Source organism: Sorangiineae bacterium MSr11954, assembly GCA_037157815.1.
Taxonomy (GTDB): Bacteria; Myxococcota_A; Polyangia; order Polyangiales; family Polyangiaceae; genus Pendulispora; species Pendulispora albinea.
Window position 1 is genome coordinate 5,771,551 of record CP089984.1, and the last position, 18,371, is coordinate 5,789,921.

The 18,371-nt window shown below is 66.5% G+C and carries 17 protein-coding genes; 9 read left to right on the plus strand and 8 right to left on the minus strand.

Annotation, left to right across the window (positions count from 1 at the left end; translation table 11 throughout):
- Positions 1–93: 93 nt before the first annotated feature.
- From LZC94_22150 to LZC94_22170, 5 genes are read right to left on the minus strand one after another with little or no spacing between them, the layout of a single operon-like run.
- Entirely contained in the window at positions 94–1,413 is a 1,320-nt protein-coding gene (locus LZC94_22150; protein WXB19912.1) for a hydroxymethylglutaryl-CoA reductase, degradative, read from the minus strand.
- Positions 1,414–1,467: 54 nt separating this feature from the next.
- Entirely contained in the window at positions 1,468–2,367 is a 900-nt protein-coding gene (locus LZC94_22155) for a hypothetical protein (GenBank protein WXB19913.1), read from the minus strand.
- Complete coding sequence (mvaD, locus tag LZC94_22160) at positions 2,364–3,356, minus strand: diphosphomevalonate decarboxylase (GenBank protein ID WXB19914.1); 993 nt, start codon at positions 3,354–3,356, stop codon at positions 2,364–2,366. The genes LZC94_22155 and mvaD overlap by 4 nt, the downstream gene beginning before the upstream one ends.
- A complete protein-coding gene (gene mvk, locus LZC94_22165; GenBank protein ID WXB19915.1) occupies positions 3,353–4,504 on the minus strand; it encodes a mevalonate kinase in 1,152 nt (383 codons plus the stop codon). The genes mvaD and mvk overlap by 4 nt, the downstream gene beginning before the upstream one ends.
- Complete coding sequence (locus LZC94_22170) at positions 4,501–5,592, minus strand: polyprenyl synthetase family protein (protein ID WXB19916.1); 1,092 nt, start codon at positions 5,590–5,592, stop codon at positions 4,501–4,503. Before LZC94_22170 ends, mvk begins: the two co-directional genes overlap by 4 nt.
- Before the next feature lie 242 nt (positions 5,593–5,834).
- On the opposite strand from LZC94_22170, the gene fni reads away from it, so the two are divergent.
- The 9 genes from fni (at position 5,835) to LZC94_22215 (ending at position 15,026) form a co-directional block, all read left to right on the plus strand.
- On the plus strand, positions 5,835–6,896 hold the full coding sequence (gene fni / locus LZC94_22175) for a type 2 isopentenyl-diphosphate Delta-isomerase (GenBank protein ID WXB19917.1): 1,062 nt from the start codon (positions 5,835–5,837) through the stop codon (positions 6,894–6,896).
- 14 nt (positions 6,897–6,910) lie between these two features.
- Positions 6,911–7,828 (plus strand): GAF domain-containing protein, encoded by a 918-nt coding sequence (locus tag LZC94_22180; GenBank protein ID WXB19918.1) that lies wholly within the window; start codon positions 6,911–6,913, stop codon positions 7,826–7,828.
- Positions 7,825–8,208, plus strand: coding sequence for a response regulator (locus LZC94_22185; GenBank protein WXB19919.1), 384 nt, complete (start codon positions 7,825–7,827; stop codon positions 8,206–8,208). The genes LZC94_22180 and LZC94_22185 overlap by 4 nt, the downstream gene beginning before the upstream one ends.
- A 103-nt stretch (positions 8,209–8,311) precedes the next feature.
- The gene (locus tag LZC94_22190; protein ID WXB19920.1) at positions 8,312–8,962 is read left to right on the plus strand and encodes a Uma2 family endonuclease; all 651 of its coding nucleotides are present in this window, start codon (positions 8,312–8,314) and stop codon (positions 8,960–8,962) included.
- Entirely contained in the window at positions 8,959–9,585 is a 627-nt protein-coding gene (locus LZC94_22195) for a phosphoribosylanthranilate isomerase (GenBank protein ID WXB19921.1), read from the plus strand. The genes LZC94_22190 and LZC94_22195 overlap by 4 nt, the downstream gene beginning before the upstream one ends.
- 54 nt (positions 9,586–9,639) lie before the next feature.
- Positions 9,640–10,146 carry a hypothetical protein gene (locus tag LZC94_22200; protein ID WXB19922.1) on the plus strand — a complete coding sequence of 169 codons (507 nt, stop codon included), beginning with the start codon at positions 9,640–9,642 and terminating at the stop codon, positions 10,144–10,146.
- A 112-nt stretch (positions 10,147–10,258) separates the two neighbouring features.
- Positions 10,259–12,238: a hypothetical protein gene (locus tag LZC94_22205; protein WXB19923.1), complete on the plus strand. Its 1,980-nt coding sequence runs from the start codon at positions 10,259–10,261 to the stop codon at positions 12,236–12,238.
- Complete coding sequence (locus tag LZC94_22210; GenBank protein WXB19924.1) at positions 12,235–14,505, plus strand: Rv1355c family protein; 2,271 nt, start codon at positions 12,235–12,237, stop codon at positions 14,503–14,505. Before LZC94_22205 ends, LZC94_22210 begins: the two co-directional genes overlap by 4 nt.
- Complete coding sequence (locus LZC94_22215) at positions 14,502–15,026, plus strand: hypothetical protein (GenBank protein ID WXB19925.1); 525 nt, start codon at positions 14,502–14,504, stop codon at positions 15,024–15,026. Before LZC94_22210 ends, LZC94_22215 begins: the two co-directional genes overlap by 4 nt.
- On the opposite strand, the gene LZC94_22220 is transcribed toward LZC94_22215, so the two are convergent.
- From LZC94_22220 to LZC94_22230, 3 genes are all read right to left on the minus strand, one after another.
- Complete coding sequence (locus tag LZC94_22220; GenBank protein WXB19926.1) at positions 14,998–15,924, minus strand: hypothetical protein; 927 nt, start codon at positions 15,922–15,924, stop codon at positions 14,998–15,000. The genes LZC94_22215 and LZC94_22220 overlap by 29 nt on opposite strands.
- 129 nt (positions 15,925–16,053) lie before the next feature.
- Positions 16,054–17,040: a flippase-like domain-containing protein gene (locus tag LZC94_22225; GenBank protein ID WXB19927.1), complete on the minus strand. Its 987-nt coding sequence runs from the start codon at positions 17,038–17,040 to the stop codon at positions 16,054–16,056.
- Positions 17,041–17,059: 19 nt separating this feature from the next.
- A complete protein-coding gene (locus tag LZC94_22230) occupies positions 17,060–18,193 on the minus strand; it encodes a radical SAM protein (protein ID WXB19928.1) in 1,134 nt (377 codons plus the stop codon).
- Between the last annotated feature and the right edge of the window lie 178 nt (positions 18,194–18,371).

Here is an 18,371-nt window from a genome sequence, read left to right on the forward strand (position 1 = left end):
GCGGGTGACGCGCGCGCCACCCTCCTGCGCTCCGTCCCTCCTGCCCCTCCTGCCCCTCCTGGACGAGGTCGGGCATGGACACCCGCGCGCCGGTCAGTCTTCCTCGACGCTGCGAGCCCCTTCCGCCGACTCGGTCAGCAGATCGAGCGCCCTCTTGGCAGCCTCGAGGGTGATATCACGCGCTTCGACGATCATGGCGGCAACCCGCTCGACCACGGATCCCTCGGCGCCGGCAGCGATGGCCACCGAGCGCGCGTGAAGGGCCATGTGGCCTCGTTGAATACCGTCCGTCGCCAGCGCGCGAACGGCGGCCAGGTTGGACGCCATGCCCACCGAGGCGGCGATGGCGGCCAGCTCGCCAGCCGTCGGGGTGCCCAAAAGGCGCAGCGCCAGGCGCGCCGCCGGGTGAACGCGCAAGGTGCCTCCCACCGTGCCGAGCGACATGGGCACCTCCAAGTGGCCGACCAGGTTCGGCAGGCCCGGGCCCTCGCGCCGCCAGGTGGCCAGCGGGGAGTAGCGCCCGCTGCGGGCGGCGTACGCGTGGGCGCCCGCTTCGACGGCGCGCCAGTCGTTGCCCGTGGCAATGACCACGGAGTCGATGCCGTTCATGATGCCTTTGTTGTGCGTGGCCGCCCGGTAGGGATCGAGCTCCGCGAAGCGCGACGCGTTGACGATGCCGTCGATGACGTCGTCGCCATCCATGTCGTCGGTCGCCAGCTCCAACGCGGCCACCGTGCAGCTGACACGCACCTTTCGCTTGTCGCAAAGGTTCGAGAGGATGCGCAGCCCCAGCTTGGCGTTCGCGAGCTGCGCCAGCCGGTCGCCCACCGCTTCGGCGGCGCCGTTGACCAGGTTCGCGCCCATCGCGTCCTTGCAGTCGATGATGACGTGGACGACGAGCATCTCGTCTTCCTTGGTCCCGATGCGGCGCACCTCGAGATCCCGGGCGCCGCCGCCCCGCGCGACCAAGCCCGGGATCGCCCGGTCGGCCATCTCCAAGATTTCCGCTTTTCGCTCGAGGATCCGCTGCTCGGCGCCCGCTTGGTCCTTGACCCGCGTCAGCTGGATTTGGCTGATCATGAGCGGCGGATCGATCTCCGCCACGAAGCCTCCCCCGCTGCGGATCATCTTGGCCGCGTTCGATGCGGCGGCCACCACGCTGGGCTCCTCCACCACCATCGGGACCACGTAGTCCTTCCCGTTCACGCGGACATTGAGCGCCACGCCAAAAGGAAGCGCGTAGGTGCCGAGCACGTTCTCGACGAACTTGTCGGCGGTCTCCGCCTCGAGACCACCGAACTCGAGACCGCGCTCGAGCTCGTCCACCTCGGTGCCAGTGACGTCGGCCACCAGGGCGCGCCGTTCGTTGACGGTTACTTTGTAGAAGCCGGGCAAGCGGGAAGTTCGTGCCATGACGAGGGTTCCTCCTCTGGTGATTCAGGTGGGCGTTTGCGAACGCCCGGTAATTCAGGCGGGCGTTGCACAAACGCCCTTTCGGTCGATAGCCAATGTCAAAGGGCGCATGCCAAGCTGCAAAGCCCGCTGAATGAAGTTTTCCGAAGGCGGCGCCTCGCCGAGAAACACACCGATGTCGCCACCACCGGCGCCCGAAGGAAGAAACGTCGCCCGCTCCTCGGCCGCCGCCACGGTGAGGCGCTTGAACGCGAGGGGTACGATAGGGCTATCGGCCGCCTCGCCCAGCTCCTCGAGCGCTTCTCCAAAGGTGCGCACCGACGCGATGAACTCGCGCGCCGTGCCCGCCTGGCACTGGCGCACCGCAAACTCCGAGGCGCTCGCCAGCGCGATCAGACAACGCGCGTGTGCTTCGCGATCGTGCTCGCGAAACGCATTCACCTGCGCGACCAAGTCGCTCGTTCGCGCGCTGGTCCCACTGAAGTACACCGCCATGTGCAGACCGTCCGGAAGCTCGGCGGAGAGCACGCACGGCACCCCCGAGAGGAGCGAATAGCGCAGCACCCCGCCATAGGTGCTGGCCGCCACGTCGAAGCCACTTCCGCCGCCTTGCACCTGCATGTGCGCATCGCGCGCGCGGCTGAAGATGGAGCCGCGCACCTCGGAGCTCTCCAGATCCGCCCCGCGCGCCGCCAAGGTGGCACCGAGCGAGGCCACCAGCACCGCCGCGCTCGACCCGAGTCCGACCTTGGTGCCGTCTTGGTAAAGATCGCTGCGATCGCAGTACGGCGCTTGGTCGCCCAGCGCGTGCGCGACCTCCGCGGTCGGATCCTCGGCCGGCCGCGACGTGTCCGCGTGCGCATACCGATCGACGGCCACCACCAACGCCGGCGCCCCCTCGAGGACGGCGTAAGCACCCGTGAGAAGCACCTTTCCGGGTGCACGTACCTTCATGTCGTTGCCTCGGGGCTGGACGCGATGACGGTGGCCCCCTTTCCAGGTCGTGTATCGAGCACGCGCAGCACACCGGGCACCTTCGACAAGACGTCCGTTGCCCGAGCGACATCACCGTCGCGGACCAGCACCTTGACGTGCGGGCCTGCGTCGGCCGTGAAGTAAGCGAGAATGCCGCTCGCGCGCAGACCGCGAACGGCGGCGAACAAGTCGAGGGAGATGCCGCGCACGTAAACGATGCCGCCCGCCATCGCGCACGCGTGCATGGCCAGCGCGCTCTTCTCCGAGAGCTCGCCCAGCGCCTCCCAGTCGCGCGCGGCCAACGCCTCCTTCATCGAGGAGAAGATGACGGGCGCGGTCGAGAGCCACGAGTCGAAGTACGGACTGAGAAGCGCGGTCGTTTGCATCCCCGACGTGGATCCGATGCTCTTTTTTTCCTCGGTAACCACGCATACGAGAATATGCAAGTCGATATGCTCGGGCGGCGCGATGGATCGCGCGGGGCGCTCGGGCTCGAGCTCCACGAAACCATCGAACAAACTGCGCGCCGCGCTCGCAGAGCTTTGCCGCGCCAGATCGCTCACCTGCTCGAGGCTCGCATCGAGACCTGGAATGGCACGAACCGCCGCCAGGGCGAGCGCCGCAAAGCCCGAGGCGCTCGATGCAAGACCGCTCGCCGTTGGAAAATCGTTTGCCGACTGGACGAACGCGCGCCGCGTATCCCCCGCCAGCGCGCGCACCCGATCGAGCAACTCCACCACGCGCAGGTGCGCGCGATCGCTCTGGGCCGCCTCCGTGCCATTGAGCACGACGCGGTCGACCTCCAGGCTCGAATCGAAACGCACCACGGTACGTGTCATCATGCCATCGAGCGTAACCGAGAGACTTGGAACGGCCGGATAATTGCCTGGGATTGGCTTCTTTCCCCAATACTTCGCAAGTGCGATATTCGGATGGGCAATGGCGGTAGCTTCGGAAATACGACTCACGGTGCGGTCTCCGCCGCATGATCATGCGCCTTGGAGGGCGCATGCAAAGGCTCGTGGGTGGACGCATCGGCCAAGAACCCTTCGAACCCTGCGGTCTTCCACGATCGGAGCACGCGTGCGGCCACATCGCGATCCTCGACCAGGGCGGCCACGCAGCCTCCCCCGCCCGCGCCCGTGAGCTTGGCGCCGAGCGCGCCCGATTCGCGCGCCAGGCTGCACATACGCTCGATCTCTTGTGTCGAGACGAAAAGACCGCTCAATAGCATTTGGTTAAGATCCATCAATTGACCAAGCGCGCGCATGTCACCCGCTTCGATGGCCAGACGCGCATTACGTACCAGCGCGCGAATGGCATCGAACGATTTTTCCACCACCGCGGGCTTTCGCTCGCGCAGCCGCGCCACCGACTCCACCATCGATTTGGTGCTCGATACGGTGCCGCTATGTCCTACGCACAACAACAAATGAGCGCCCGAGTGACCCGCGAGGTGACTGGATGCCCGAATGCGCTCGAAGCCGCGTCCCCGCTCGAAGAAGATGCACCCGCCGCCCGCGGAGACCGCGGTATCGATGCCCGACGGATTGCCGTGGAAAACGCGCTCCCAGCCAAGTGCACGCTCGGCCACCAGCTGCGGATCGGCATACGGATCGAGCGCGCGGGCAATCGCGACCCCGAGGGCGGCCGAACATCCAAGCCCCGCGCCAGGAGGCAAATCGGTGCGAGCTTCCACGAGGGTTGGGACCTTGATGGGGATGGATTCGAGGACTGCACGAAAGCTTCGTGCCAAATCGCGCTCCTCGTCGTCGGCGCGAAGCTCGATGGGCAGCCCCTCGAGGCGCAAAAGGCTCGGCCCTTCCTCCAGCTGGGTCGCGCGAGCCACGGCGCCGCGGGAGATTCCGACCGCGATGGCCGGCACTCCGTATACGACGGCGTGCTCACCGAGCAAAATCACTTTGCCGGAAGCGCGCGCCCATTTGTCGTGGAGCCCTTGCTTGTCGTGGAGCCCTTGTGGCGCTTGTTGGCCATTCTGACCGTTTTGGTCAGTTTGACCGTACAAGGCATTTTGGCCATTTGGGCCATGTTGACCATTCTGACCGTCCTGGCCGCGTTCGCGCATGTCCGTCATCGAATCCGTCCTGGTCGTCATTGTTCGCGTTCCCCAAGCGCGGATACGGCCCCCGCCAAGATGGTCCGGGCATTGGGCTCCAGATCCATTTTCGCGAGCCGCGCGTGGGCGTCTTCGAGCAATGTGCGAAGTCTCTCCTCCACGCGCAACTTGGCACCGCTCGATATGAAACGATCGACCACGCGCGCCACATCGTCGGCCGATGCGTCGGCGACACCGAGCACCCGCTCGATGATGGCGCGATCTTCGCTCTTGCTCTCGGCGTCGCGATGGCTGTCACCCGCCAAAAGCTCATGAACGAGGGCGGTGCGTTTCCCCTGCCGAAGATCGTTGGCGCTCGATTTGCCCGTCTTCTTTGGATCACCAAATGTCCCGAGCAAATCGTCACGAAGTTGGAATGCAATACCGAGTGGCCACGCAAAGGCCTCGAGCTCCGCACGCTGCATGGGGCTGGCCCCTGCCAAAATCGCGCCGAGGAGCAGCGGACCGCGAACCGTGTAACTGTTCGTTTTCAGATCGTGCACGGCATCGACATCTTCGTCTTGGTAAACATCGAGCGTTTGCCCGAGCACCACATCGACTTCGATACGCGCAAACTCTTTCAACGATTCCGCGAGCCGATCGGGCGATGTGCGCGTCTCCACCAGCGCCTCCAAGGCGTAGCTCGCCGTCAGATCCCCCGCCAGAATGGCGCCGATTTCACCCCGGCGCAGCGAGCCGAAATGATCCCGCAACATGGCGTGCACCGTGGGACCGCCGCGACGCACCTCGTCCTCGTCCATCCAGTCGTCGTGCATCAACAAGTACGCGTGGAGCAGCTCCACGCTGAGCAGGGCGGGGAGGATGTCCAGCGCACTTGGCGGCGGCGCGCCGGCGACGGTTGGCGCGTATCCCTCGTAGGCCGCGGCCAGCAGCACCGCCCGCACCCGCTTGCCGCCGCGCGTCGCAAACTGCGCAATCGCATCGGTCACGGCCGCGCTGGAGCGGCCAAGTTTCGTGGCCCGCGCGACGCGCGGTGCCAGCCATTGCCCGAGCTCGCGATCGACCGCATCCTTGATGGCGAGCGCGAAATCCCGAAATTGCGTTGGGCGACGTACCAAGTTGGTCATGCGCTCGCGCTCATATCATCGGTTCTTGCGGCAGAGTGTCCGTCGTGAGAGTAGAGTTGTAAAAAACTGGCGTCAAGCCGGGCTAGCCTCGAATTTTCTTTGCAGAACAACGACTTTCAATTTTCTCTGAAAATCCAAAAAGTCTCGAGGGCTTGCGCGCTCGGGCAATGCAATGGCTGGCACCGCTCGCATCTCCTGCCGCGCGTGCCGTACGCCCTCAACTTTTGCTAGGGAGCACGACCATGGCCGGTTCGATCGGCGACCGAAAGAGCGACCACTTGACCCTTTGCGCGACGGAGAACGTCGGCTTTCGCACCCGTTCCACCTTGTTGGAGGGCGTGAAGCTCGTTCACGACGCCCTGCCCGACCGCACCACCGACAGCATCGATCTCTCGTGCTCGCTCTTTGGGAAACGGTTGCAAGCGCCCCTCGTCATCGCGGCGATGACCGGTGGAACGGAAGAAGCGGGGCGGGTCAATCGCGGGCTGGCGCGCATCGCCGAGGAGCGCGGCATCGCCTTCGGGCTGGGGAGCCAGCGCGCCATGCACGTGCGCCCCGGCAGCAAGGACACATACAGCGTGCGCGCGATCGCGCCGACCACCGCCATCCTCGGCAACCTCGGGGTGGTGCAAGCGCGCGCCATGTCGACGGGCGAGGTGCAGGACCTCATCGGGCAAGTGCAGGCCGATGCACTCTGCATCCATCTCAACCCGGCCATGGAGATGGTGCAACCCGGCGGCGACCGCGATTTTTCGCGCGGCCTGGAGACCATCGAGCGCCTGCGCTCGGAGCTGTCGGTGCCGGTGGTCGTCAAGGAAACCGGCTGTGGCCTCTCGCGCGGTGTGGGCGCCCGGGTTCGGGACATCGGGGTGCTCGACGTCGATGTCTCCGGCGCCGGAGGCACATCGTGGGTCGGCGTGGAGACCTTGCGGGCGGAGAAGGCGGGCGACGTGGCCTCCCAGAACCTGGGGGAGGCCTTCTGGGACTGGGGCATCCCCACGGCCGCCTCGGTGGCCGCCCTCGCCCCGCTCGGCTTTCGCACCTTGATCGCCACCGGCGGGGTCGCGACCGGGCTCGACGTCGCGCGTGCAATCGCACTCGGTGCGACCCACGCAGGCATCGCCCGCCCCATGCTCAAAGCCTTCTCCGAGGGCGGTCACGAGGGGGCGATGGCCAAGCTCGATGGGATCCTCGCCGAGCTCCGATGCGCCATGCTCCTCACGGGCAGCAAGGATGTAGCGACACTTCGCACCGCCAAGCGCGTCATCGTTGGCGAGCTCGCGCTGTGGATCGATCAAATGTGATACGTTAGCCGGCCATGGCGGAACGAAAACCTGGGGAGAAGGTGGCACCCGAGCCTTCCGCCGAGGTCAAGATGGAACGCGACTCGTTCGTCCACACCTTCTTCAAGAAGGGGGCCGAGTTCACCGACGAGCTCTTGCGCGAAAACGACCGCCTTCGCAAGCGGCTCTTCGACCTCGAGAGCGAGAACGCCGCGCTGCGCACGCATCTGGCGAGCGACGAAGCCATCCGGGAGCTGCTCCGCAAGATCGAGTATCTGGAGCGCGAGAAAGAGCAGCTCCTCTCCCATGTGCGCGAGGCCGAGCGAAACTCGTCCCACCTCTTTACGCGCTACTCGGAGGTGGAGGAGGAGCTGAGCAACCTCGCCCACCTTTACGTGGCCAGCTACCAGCTGCACTCCACCCTGCACCTTCGCGAGGTGCTCCGCCACTTGAAGGAGCTGCTCACGCAACTGGTCGGTTCGCGGGCCCACGCCTTCTACATGAAGGGCTCGAACGAGCTGGTTCCCATCGCGAGCGACGGCATCGAGCTCCCCGAGCTACCGCGCCTGGCCATCCACGCAGGCTCCCGCAAAGAAGAGGACCGCGGCTCGCACGACCGCACGGGCGAGTTGATCGAGCGCGTGTTCATGACCGGGGTAGCGCACATCGAAGAGGGCGACCTATCCGTGGTGCCGCGCGACCAGCCTGCCGCGTGCGTTCCGATGCGCATCGACGATGCCGTCGTGGGGGTTATCGTGATTTATTCGGTTCTCGACCAAAAAGAGCAGTTTTTGCCCGTAGACTACGCTCTCTTCAAGATGCTCGGGGCACACGCCGCCACGGCCCTCATGGGCGCGCTCCTCTTCGCGGACTCGAAGGGCAAGTTCCCTGGCCTCGATACGATCGCCGCCATCACGTGGCACGCGGCTCGTGCGGGAGGAGACCTGAAATGAGCGCCGAGTACACATGCCTGGTGGTGGAAGACTCCCCCATGATGCGGCAGCTTCTCGTCTTCGCCCTATCGCGCGTGAAGAACCTGCGCGTGACCGAGGCCGACGACGGCGTGGACGGTCTGCGCAAGCTCGCGGCCGGGCGCTTCGACATCATCCTGACCGACATCAACATGCCCATCATGGATGGCCTCAAGTTGGTGAAACGAGTCCGCACCGATCCGATTCACAAGGACACCCCCGTCATCATCATCACCACCGAGGGCGCCGCGGAGGACCGCAAACGAGCCATCGAGCTTGGCGCCAACGCGTACATCACCAAGCCGATTCAAGCGCCGCAGGTGATCGCCAAGGTGAAAGAGTTGCTCAAAATCGCGACCTGACCGGTTCAAGGCTCTTTCTCATACGGGAAGAACTAGCTCATCCGTGGCTGAGCGCGCGGTCGAGAAGCGAGATCCCGCGAACCGACTGCGGTAAGATTCAGCCATGGTGGCGCACGCGAATCCCCGCTTGATGACCCTCGAAGAATGGGCCGAGCTCGATGACGGCGAGTCGGGCGAGTTGGTCGATGGGTATCTCGAGGAGGAAGAGATGGGGAGCTTCATCCACGATTTCGTCGTTCTGTGGTTGGGCAGCCTCCTGCTCCAATGGATCGCGCCGCGCGGCGGGCATGCGGCGGCCTCCGAGGTGAAGTTCGGCGTCACCACGAACCGCGGACGAAAACCCGATCTCACCGTCTTCTTCCCGGGGAGAAGACCCGAGCCACGCGGGCTCGTTCGCCTTCCACCCGATATCGCGGTGGAGGTGATCTCCCACGCCCCGCGTGACCGGCGGCGGGATCGCGTCGCCAAGTTGAGTGAATATGCGGCCTTCGGCATAAGGTACTACTGGCTCGTCGATCCCGACGCGCGCATCGTCGAGATCTTCGAGCTGGGATCCGACGGCCGCTATGTCCTCGCGCTCGGCGCGTTCGAGGGACGCATCACCTCCGTGCCCGGCTGCGAGGGGCTCGAGCTCCATCTCGACGATCTCTGGCTCCAACTCGACCGCCTCGAAGGCCACGACAGCCCCGAAGCCGCCGAAGCCGAAGAGATCCCCGCCCCGCCCGAAGCCGGCCCCCCCGAAGACGTGCAATGACCAAGATCAAGATCTGCGGCATCACCACCCCCGACGACGCACGCCTGTGCGCCGAGCTCGGCGCCGATGCCATCGGCATCAACCTGGTCCCCGGCACCCCGCGCTATGTCACCCTCGATGCCGCGCGCGCGATCGTGCGCGCCCTCGGCGAGAGCGCGCCGCACGTGCTCACCGTGGGCGTCCTCGCGAACATGCCGCTCTCCGACATGCTCGCGCTTCGCTCGGAGTTCGGTTGCCTGCAGCTCCATGGGAACGAGCCGCCGTATCAGCTGATCCCGCTATTGCCTCATGCATACAAAGCGGTGCGCATTGGCAACGAAGAAGACGTTGCTGCAGCATCGGAGTACCCCGGCGAATATTTGTTGGTCGACGCCAAGGTGCCCGGGGTCCTGGGCGGGAGCGGCAGAGTCTTCGACTGGAGCTTGGTGCAAAAGCTCGCGCGTGCGCGCAAACTAACCTTGGCGGGCGGGCTCGGCCCCGCGAATGTGAGGGATGCCATTCGCGCGGTTCGGCCCTATGCCATCGATGTGGCGAGCGGGGTCGAGCTCGAGGGGAATCCAAGAAAGAAAGACTCAGCTCGCATTCGCGATTTCGTGCGAGAAGCAAGAGCAGCGGATGAGTAGCCTGAGTAGGCTGTATCGGGGGCGAACGTGGAAAATCAGGAGAAGCTGTATCCCATGAGCACGGTGACGGTGGCTCCGGCGCGGGTGGACGCGGTCAGCCCCGATTACTGTCTCGCACGGTGGAACCAGTTCTACATCGATATCTGGCGCGTCAACACGACGATGGCCGGACTTCGAATCATGGCGAAAAGCTTCGAAGAGTTCACCAAAGGGTATCCCGAAGGCGTCGGTGTCATCACGATCGTGGAGCCCGGCGCACCGCTTCCGCCGGCCGAGGCCCGTCAAACGTTGGGCCAGTTTCTCGCCGACGCCGAGGGCCGCATTCGCTTCTCCGCCGTCGTCTATGAAGGAGGAGGCTTTCGTGCATCCGCCGTTCGCGGCGTGGTGTCGAGCCTGATTCTCCTCGCCCGCCCTCCTTATCCCCATCGCGTCTTCGCGACCGCAACCGAAGCTTGCACATGGTTTCAGCGCGGTTTCGGGGCCGAAGCCGTGAATGGAAAAGAGCTCGAGATCGCCATCGCCGACCTCAGACGACGCATCGCGGTGCGCGCGTTTCGATAAGTCCGCTGACCAGTCTCCGCGATGGCGCATCGTAGGTGCTGGGGGTCAGGTGCTCACACTCGCGCCTCACGCACTTACGGGCCGTGACATAGACGAAGCGCGAACATTCCGCGTGCTTGCGCTCGATGCCGAGACATTGCAAGCCCGCATGGATGCTCCGTGCACGCCGGATCTCGGGGCGCGCCATGTGCTCGAGCTCCACGCGGACGTCGAACCGCTCCTGGGCGAGGTGGTGGATGTCGTCCCCTCCCCGTCGGGTACGGTCGTCGACTACGCGGTCAAAGAGCTGCCGCTGCAGGCCGTGCGCGAGCTGCTCACATTGATCGACCGGCTCACGGCCCGCGGCCTCGCCGTGCAGAACGATGTGGCGCTGCCGCGCGAGCAAGAGACCATCACCGATCCGCGCCGCATCCGCGAGGTGCTGCGCGCCCTGATGGCCAACCGCGCCGGCGCGCGCGCCGTCTCCGAGCAAGGTCGGCCGCTCACCCGGCTGGTCCCGGCGGACATTACCCCCGAGCTCGCGCTGCCGCTGGAGTGGCACACGGACGACGTGTTCCCCAATCCGCCGTTCTCGATTGAGATGGTTAGCCATTTCTCGGTCTACCGCTTCACCGTCACCCGCATCGAAGCGCGCGGCGAGCGGCTCGCCACCGCGGTTCCGACCCGCATCGAGCGCTCCCGGCATCGCGCGTGGATCCGGGCGCGTCCGCGCGAGAACGATATGTTCATCTCGTTCACGCACCCGCGCTGGCCCGAGCTGCGCATTCGCCGCCCGCTCATCGATCTGTCGCTCGACGGCGCCGCCTTCGATACCCAGCGCCTCTCCGACATGCTGTACCCGGGGCTGGCCATTCAGGATCTCTCCATCCAGTCCGACGACCGCGAGCGCTTCGACTTTCGAGGCATCATCCGCCACGTCGGCCACCCCGGGGATTGGTCGGGCGAGGACGTGGCCGGTATCCTGCTTTTGCCGCGCTCGGAGGACGATGGCCGGCGCTGGCGCGACCAGGTGCTCCGCCTCTTGTGCCCGAACACTCGCGCCGATGGAACGTTTGCAGCGCAGGTGTGGGAGCTCTTGGATCGCGCGGGCTACTTTTCGCTCTCCGGCAAATCGCACAACGATTTTCTGCCGCAGCGCGAGGGCTTCGGTGAGTTCTGCCACCGCATCTCCAACGCCCCGCACCTGGGGTGCCAGGTGGTGCGGCCATCGGGGCGCGGGGTCGAGGGCTCGGTGGCCGCCATCCGCCCCTACGAGCGCAGCACCTTCTTCTACCAGACGGCGCGCCATCCGAACCATGTGACGGCGCGCGGTCAAGTGTTGCGCGACATCCACCTGGACATCATGACGCGCACCTATCGCGATTCGCCGAACACCGATTGGCTCATGGCCATGGTGCAGGAGACCGCGCGCTTTCCGCGGTTGGCCTACTACGATATCCCGCGGCGCTACGTGGACTCGGGGCGCTCGTACATCCTGCCGTTCCGCGCCCTGCAGACGCGAACCTTCGACCGCATGAGCCCATGGCCCGACGCCACCGAGACCACCTTCGCCGTGGCCAACGACGAGGAGCGCGCCTTGGTGTGCGAGGTCCTGGGGCGCACCAAAAACCCCATCTACCTGGACGCGCTCGATCTGGTGCCCGAGCGCTTCGATCTGAGCTCGATCTGCGACGTCTGGGGCAAGGCTGGCATTCTGCGCAAGCGCGAGGTGCTGGTCGCGCGCACCCAAGCGGGCCCCATGGTGGCCGCCATCGTGGAGCTGGTGGGCGAAGGCGTGCACCTGTTCGGGCTGCTCGATTCGGTGCGCATCGTGCCGCTGCGCGACGAGGTGCTGCCCAACGAAATGCTCGTTCAGCTCCTGGACCACGTCCGCGAGTTCTACAAATCGCACCACAAGGCGATGTTCACGTACCACTTCGAGGGGGGCGACAACAAAAACGACATGGGCCACGCGCTCGACGCGGGGTTCCAGGACATGGGGGGCGCCTTTCTCATCTTGCTCCGCTGGGAGCTGGTGCCCGAGATGTTGGAGCAGATCTACCAGGTCGCCGCGCCGCGCGATCTTCCACCCTTGCCGCACACCACGCCGTGACCGCTCCCCCCGCCGCCGCAGCGCCCGCCCGCCCTTGCCACGATAGCTGGGAGCCGGTCCGCTACGACGACGGCGCCGAGCTCGCGCGGCTCCGCCACTCGGGCGAGGCCGTCTTCGTCCACGACGAAATCGAGCTGCAGCTCTCGGAGCTGATGGAGATCCGGTCGCCTTCGCGCAAGCTCTCGGCCGGGGAAATTCACGAGCGCGTCCTCGCGCACACGGGGCAAACGCGGCTCGCGGCCTATGGCTCGTGGTTCTTCTTCCCGTGGTCGAAGACCTTGGTGCACGTGCTCCCGCGCGAAGAGTTCCGCGAGCTGCGCAGCCACGCCAACCGGCACAAGATCACCACGGCGGAGCAGGATCGGCTGAGCGCCTTCACCATCGGAGTGGTGGGGCTCTCGGTGGGGCAGAGCACCGCGGTGACCCTCGCGCTCGAAGGCATCGGCGGCGCGCTCCGCCTGGCCGACTTCGACTCGCTCAGCCTGGGCAACATGAACCGCTTGCGCGCGGGGGTGCACGCGCTGGGCGTCAACAAGGCCGTGCTGACGGCGCGCGCCATCTTCGAGCTCGATCCGTACGCGAGCCTCTCCATTTTTCCCGAGGGCATCACGGACGCCAACATCGAGGCGTTCCTCGAGGGGCTCGATCTCCTCTTCGAAGAGGCCGACGATCTGCGCATGAAGGTGCGCCTTCGCGAGCGGGCGCGCGCCTTGCGCATCCCGGTCCTCATGGGGACCAGCGACCGCGGCTTGTTCGACGTGGAGCGCTTCGATCGCGAGCCGGACCGCCCGCTCTTTCACGGCATGACGGGGCCGCTCGACACCAAGATGCTCGAGGGGCTCACGGCCTACGAAAAGATCCCCATCGCCTTCGCCATCGTGGGCCCCACCTTGTCGAAGCGCGTGGCCGCCTCGTTCCTCGACATCTCCAGCACGCTGGCCACCTGGCCCCAGCTGGCGTCGGCCGTGGCCTTGAGCAGCGCCATCAACGCCGACGCCGCGCGGCGCATCCTGCTCGATCAATTCCTGGAGTCCGGCCGCTACTTCGTGGATCTGGAGTCCCACGTGCGCGATGGCGCGGGCGCCGACACCCCTGCCCCACCGCCAGACGACATGGCGCGCGCGATGCAGGAGCCGCCCAAGCGCGATCCGCTGCCCCGGCTCGAGGGGCGCGGCGCGCAAGGCAAGGACATCACCGCCGACGAAGCGCGCGCCTTGCTCGCCTACGGTGTCCTCGCCCCATCGGGGGGCAACACCCAACCGTGGAAGTTCGTGCTGCGGCGAGGGCGCATCCTGTGCATTCGCGATCCGTCGCAGCCCGGCGGGTTGCTCGATTTCGAGCACGCGGCGACCCACCTCGCCTTCGGCGCGCTGGCCCGCAACATCGAGCTGGTGGCGCGCAAGATGGGGCGCGAGGTCACGGTTACGCCCTTTCCGGGCCCCGATCCGCAGCTGGTTTGCGCCATCGCGTGGGCGAGGTCGTCGCCCCGAGGCCCCGAGAGCACGCGCGATCTGGCGGTGCACATGATCGAGCGCACCACCAACCGCCGCATGGGCGCGCGGATGCCGCTCGATCCGGCGCACCGCGCGGCGCTGGTGGAGGCCGCCCATCGCGCGGGGGCGCACCTCGAGCTGATCGAGGACGAGCAAGCGCGCGCCGCGCTCGGCGCGCTGGTGGGCGAAGGCGATCGCATCCGCGGCCTCTCGCCGATCATGCACAGCGAGATGATGAGCGAGATCCGCTGGACGCGGCAGGACGTGCTCGCGCGGCGCGACGGCCTCGACGTGGCCACCTTCGAGCTCGGGCCCGTGGACCGCGTGGGCCTGCGGCTCGTGGCGGACGCCGAGGTGATGAAGCTGGCGAAGAAGCTCGGGATCGGAAGAGGGTTGGAGCTCCCCGCCAAGAAAGCGCTGGTGGCGTCCTCGGCGGTGGGGCTCCTCACGATCCCCGGCACCGGCCCCCAGGCTTATTTCGCCGGGGGTCGCGCGATGCAAGACGTGTGGCTCACCGCCACCGCGTGCCGCGTGGCCCTTCAACCGATGACCGTGCTGCTCTACATGTTCGCGCGCCTCGAGCGGGGCGCGGGGGTGGGGCTCTCGAGCGGCGAGCAAGCCGAGCTCCGCCGGCTGCGCCACGGGTTCCGCGAGCTCGCGAATGTGCGGCCCGATCACGCCGAGCTCCTGCTCTTCCGGCTCTTTTATGCCGATCCCCCCTCGGCGCGCTCGCTCCGGCGGCGGGTCGACGACGTGCTGGTGATCGAACCATGAAAGCCGCGCTGGTGCCCCTGGCCTTGAGCGTGCTGAGCCTCGGGGCGAGCGCGCCGCGCGCGGTGGATGTGGCGCGCTGCGAGTCGCCGTCCGGGCCCTTTGCCTCGCAGCTCGAGACGGGGCCCGGCTGCGGCCCCTCGCCCGTCGGGATGTGCACGCACGGAAAGCTCCAGGGCTCGATCGACGCGCGCTACGAGTTCATCTTCCAGACGTTCGCGCCCGACGAGGTCGATCCCTTGCGCGTGAACTACACGGGGGCGAGCATCATCACGCTCGCCGATGGCCACCAGATGTTCGGCGAGGACTCCGGCTACATCCGTTTGAGCCTGAACGGCGACGCCGTCTTCGAGACCACCGTCCATGTGAACGACGGCGCCGATCCCGTCGACGGCGACTTCGGGATCCTCATCGCGAACGGCTTACTGAACTTCACGACCGGCGCCGGCGACGGCTCCTACATCGGGGCGTACTGCCGCTCGAAGCGCAAGAAGCTCACGAGCGGCTGCGAATCTTCTCGGTAGGCTCGAGCCCGGCGGCCTCGCGCGCGGCGCTCTTGGTGGCCGCGAAGAGCATGCGGCCCGAGCGCGTAAAGGCGCAGCCCAGACCGATGAGGAGCCAGACGAGGGCGGCCCCCACGGTGGTGATCAGGCCCCACGCGATCACGGTCGCCTCGGCGGCCCGCGGATCGCCGCCGACGTGCCCTGCGAAGAACGCCACCTGCGCCATCTGCGCCGGACCGAGACCTTGCACCGAAATGGGCGCCCCCGTGACGACCAGGAGCGCGGGGACGTACACGAGCAGCGAGGCCAGCGGCACCGAAATGCCGAAGCAATGAAGGGTGGCCACTTGGCTGGCGAAGACCACCACCATGGGCGGCGTGCGCACCGCAAAGGTAAACGCGTGCCCGCCCACGCCGAGCTCGAACAGCTGCGCGAACGCCCTGCGCCGCGCCACCACCGCGGGCTTGGCCGCGACCAGCACGAGGTACACGGCGGCGCCGAGCAAGGTGAACGTCACCACCCGCCCGGAGAGCGACGAGACCTCGCTTTGCCCCAGCGCGAACCCCAACCCCGCCATGGCAATCAGCTGGATGATCGCGATCACGGTGAGCAGCAGCATGACTTGGACCGTGCGCGCCAGCGGGGTGCCGCGGCGAAACATCATGAGCCCCGTGGCGGCCATCCCCAAGGTCGGCGAGATGGCGTCGAACAGGTACGTGGCCCCCCGCAGGCACCACATTTCATAGAATGTAATGGGGGTGCCAAAGCGGCGAAAGACGATGGCGCTCGTCAACGAGTCGCCGACCCAGCCGGCGAAGGCCGTGAGCACGATGATGGGAAATATCCACGGGCTGGCGCGGCCCACGGCGGCGGCCAGAACGGCGCGCCCGCTCTCGTCGCGAAAAGGCCAGAGCAGCATGACGCATACGACGATGCTGACCAGCCACGGCAAAACCCTCTGGGCAACATGACGTACGCGCATATCGAGCCATTCGCGCGGGAGCGCAGGAGCCTCGAGGCCCGGAGCGCGCCCGCTTCGCTCATTGTCTCACTCGGACTCGGGCGCGGCAATCGCCGCGAGCTGGGCTCGCTCCCGAAGGACGCTCTTCGTGGCGGCAAACAGGGTGCGCCCCGTGCGCGTGAAGGCGCACCCCACCCCGATGAGGAACCACACCAGGGCGTGCCCCACGGTCGTGGTGAGACCCCAAGCGATCACCGTCGCCTCCGCCACCCGCGGATCACCGCCGACATGCCCCGCAAAGAACGCGACCTGGGCGAGCTGCGCCGGGCCGATGCCTTGCACCGAGATGGGCGCCCCCGTCACGACCACGATGGCCGGGATGTAAACGAGGAGCGGCGCAAACGGCACCGCGATTCCAAAACAATACAACGTCGCCATCTGCCCCGCGAACATGGCCACCATGTTCGGCGTGCGCGCGGCGAAGGCGAAGGCATGCCCGCCCACGCCGATCTCGAACAGCTGCGCGAAGGCTCTTCGCCGCGCCACGAAGGGTGGCTTGACCGCGACCAGCACGAGGTACACGCCCGCGCCGAGCAAGGTGAGCATCACCACCCGCCCGGAGAGGTTCGAGACCTCGCTCTGGCCGAGCAGCAGGCCCAGCCCGGCCACGGCGACGAGCTGGATCATGAACACCACGGTCATCAGCAAAATGACTTGGACCGTGCGCGCCAGCGGGGTTCCGCGGCGGAACATCATGACCCCCAGCGCCGCCTGCCCCAGCACCGGGGTGATGGCGTCGAACAGGTATGTCGCGCCGCGGGTCAGGCAGGCCTCACGAAACGAGATATCCGTGCCGAAGCGGCGAAACGTCACGGTGGTCGTCCACGAGTCGGTGATCCAAGCCGCCGCCGCCGAGAGGACGATGATGGGAAATGTCCACGGGCTGGCGCGGCCCACCGCGCTGGCCAAGACCGCCCGCCCGCCCTCGTCGCGAAAAGGCCAGAGCAGCGCCACGCACACGCCGACGCTGACCACCCACGGGAGAACCCTCTGAGCCACGTCACGTACGCGCATCGCCGGCTCTTTCCTATTTTCAACCCGCCAAGGTGCGGAGGCGCCGGACCGCGCGCTCCTTGGCCTCGCGGACGATGGCCCTCGGGTTGGTGAAGACGCCCCACGCATAACCGTTGGGGCACGTGGGGCAATTCATATTGAACATATCGCGCGCCAAGGTGCGATGGCGCTCCGAGTTCACGATCTTGCTCAGCGGCGCCTCGCGCACATTGCCGATCGGCGAGACCGCGAAGCACCCGGGGTACACATTGCCGAGCGAGTCGATGTACACCATGGCGTAGCCCACGCCGCACGAGACGCGCGGCCGGTCGATGCTCGGATCCTCGCGCTTCAAATACCGTCGGATGTACTCCACGCCCTCGTGGGTGAGCAGCGGATCGATGCCGGCCGAGTGCTGCAGGTGGTGGTGCACCTCGTCGATCAGCCCATCGATGTCCGGCGGGGCGAGCTTGTCGCCATCGTAATCGGCGTCGCCCGTGAAGTACTGCACGTTGTCCAAGAACTGCAAGTGGACCACGGCCCGGTACTCCTCGCAGAGCGCGAGGATCTTGCCGAGATCCCCCGCGCTATGCCGCGACGCCACCATGGCGAGCTCGATCTCCAACTTCGGAAAGCGCGTGCTGCGAAGCTCGCGCAGGGCGTCGAGGGCGGCGATGTTCTTCTTCCACGCCCCCGGCACCCCCCGCTGCGTCTCGTGGTTGGTGCCGACCCCGTCGCACGAGATGGCCACGCGCCCCACCCCCGCCTCGAGCAGCTCGGTGAGCCGCTCCTTGTCCGCCAGGGACGCGTTGGTCGTCACTTGAATCATGACGAAGCCATTTTTGGCCGTCTGGCGCACGATCTCGGCGAGATCCGAGCGCAGCAAGGGTTCGCCGCCCGTAAAGTTGACCTGCGCGATCCCCAGCTCGCGCAGCTCCCGCGTCACCCGCTGGATCTCGGCCGTCTCGAGCTCGTTCGGCGTATGCCGGTGCCAGAACGAGCACATCACGCATTTGTAATTGCAATTCTGCGTGACCATGATGCTCGAATAGACGGGGTGAATCGGTATGGCCCGGAGCACCCCCTCCGACGAGCGCCCGATCATCAGCCCCGCCAAGGTCAACCACTGATTGTTGACCGCTCTCTTGAAATACCCGTCGCCGTGCTTCTCCATGTGCTTTCTTCCGGCTATTTCGTGGGGATACGAGCTCAGGAAACGAAGAAGGGATCACCGCCAGGGCGCCAGGACCGCCAAAGAATTGGGAGTGAATTTTTACTTCTTCTCTTTTGGCGACCCTGGCGCCCTGGCGGTTGATCCGCGTCTCGGGCGGTGATTCGCGTCTCCGGCGGTT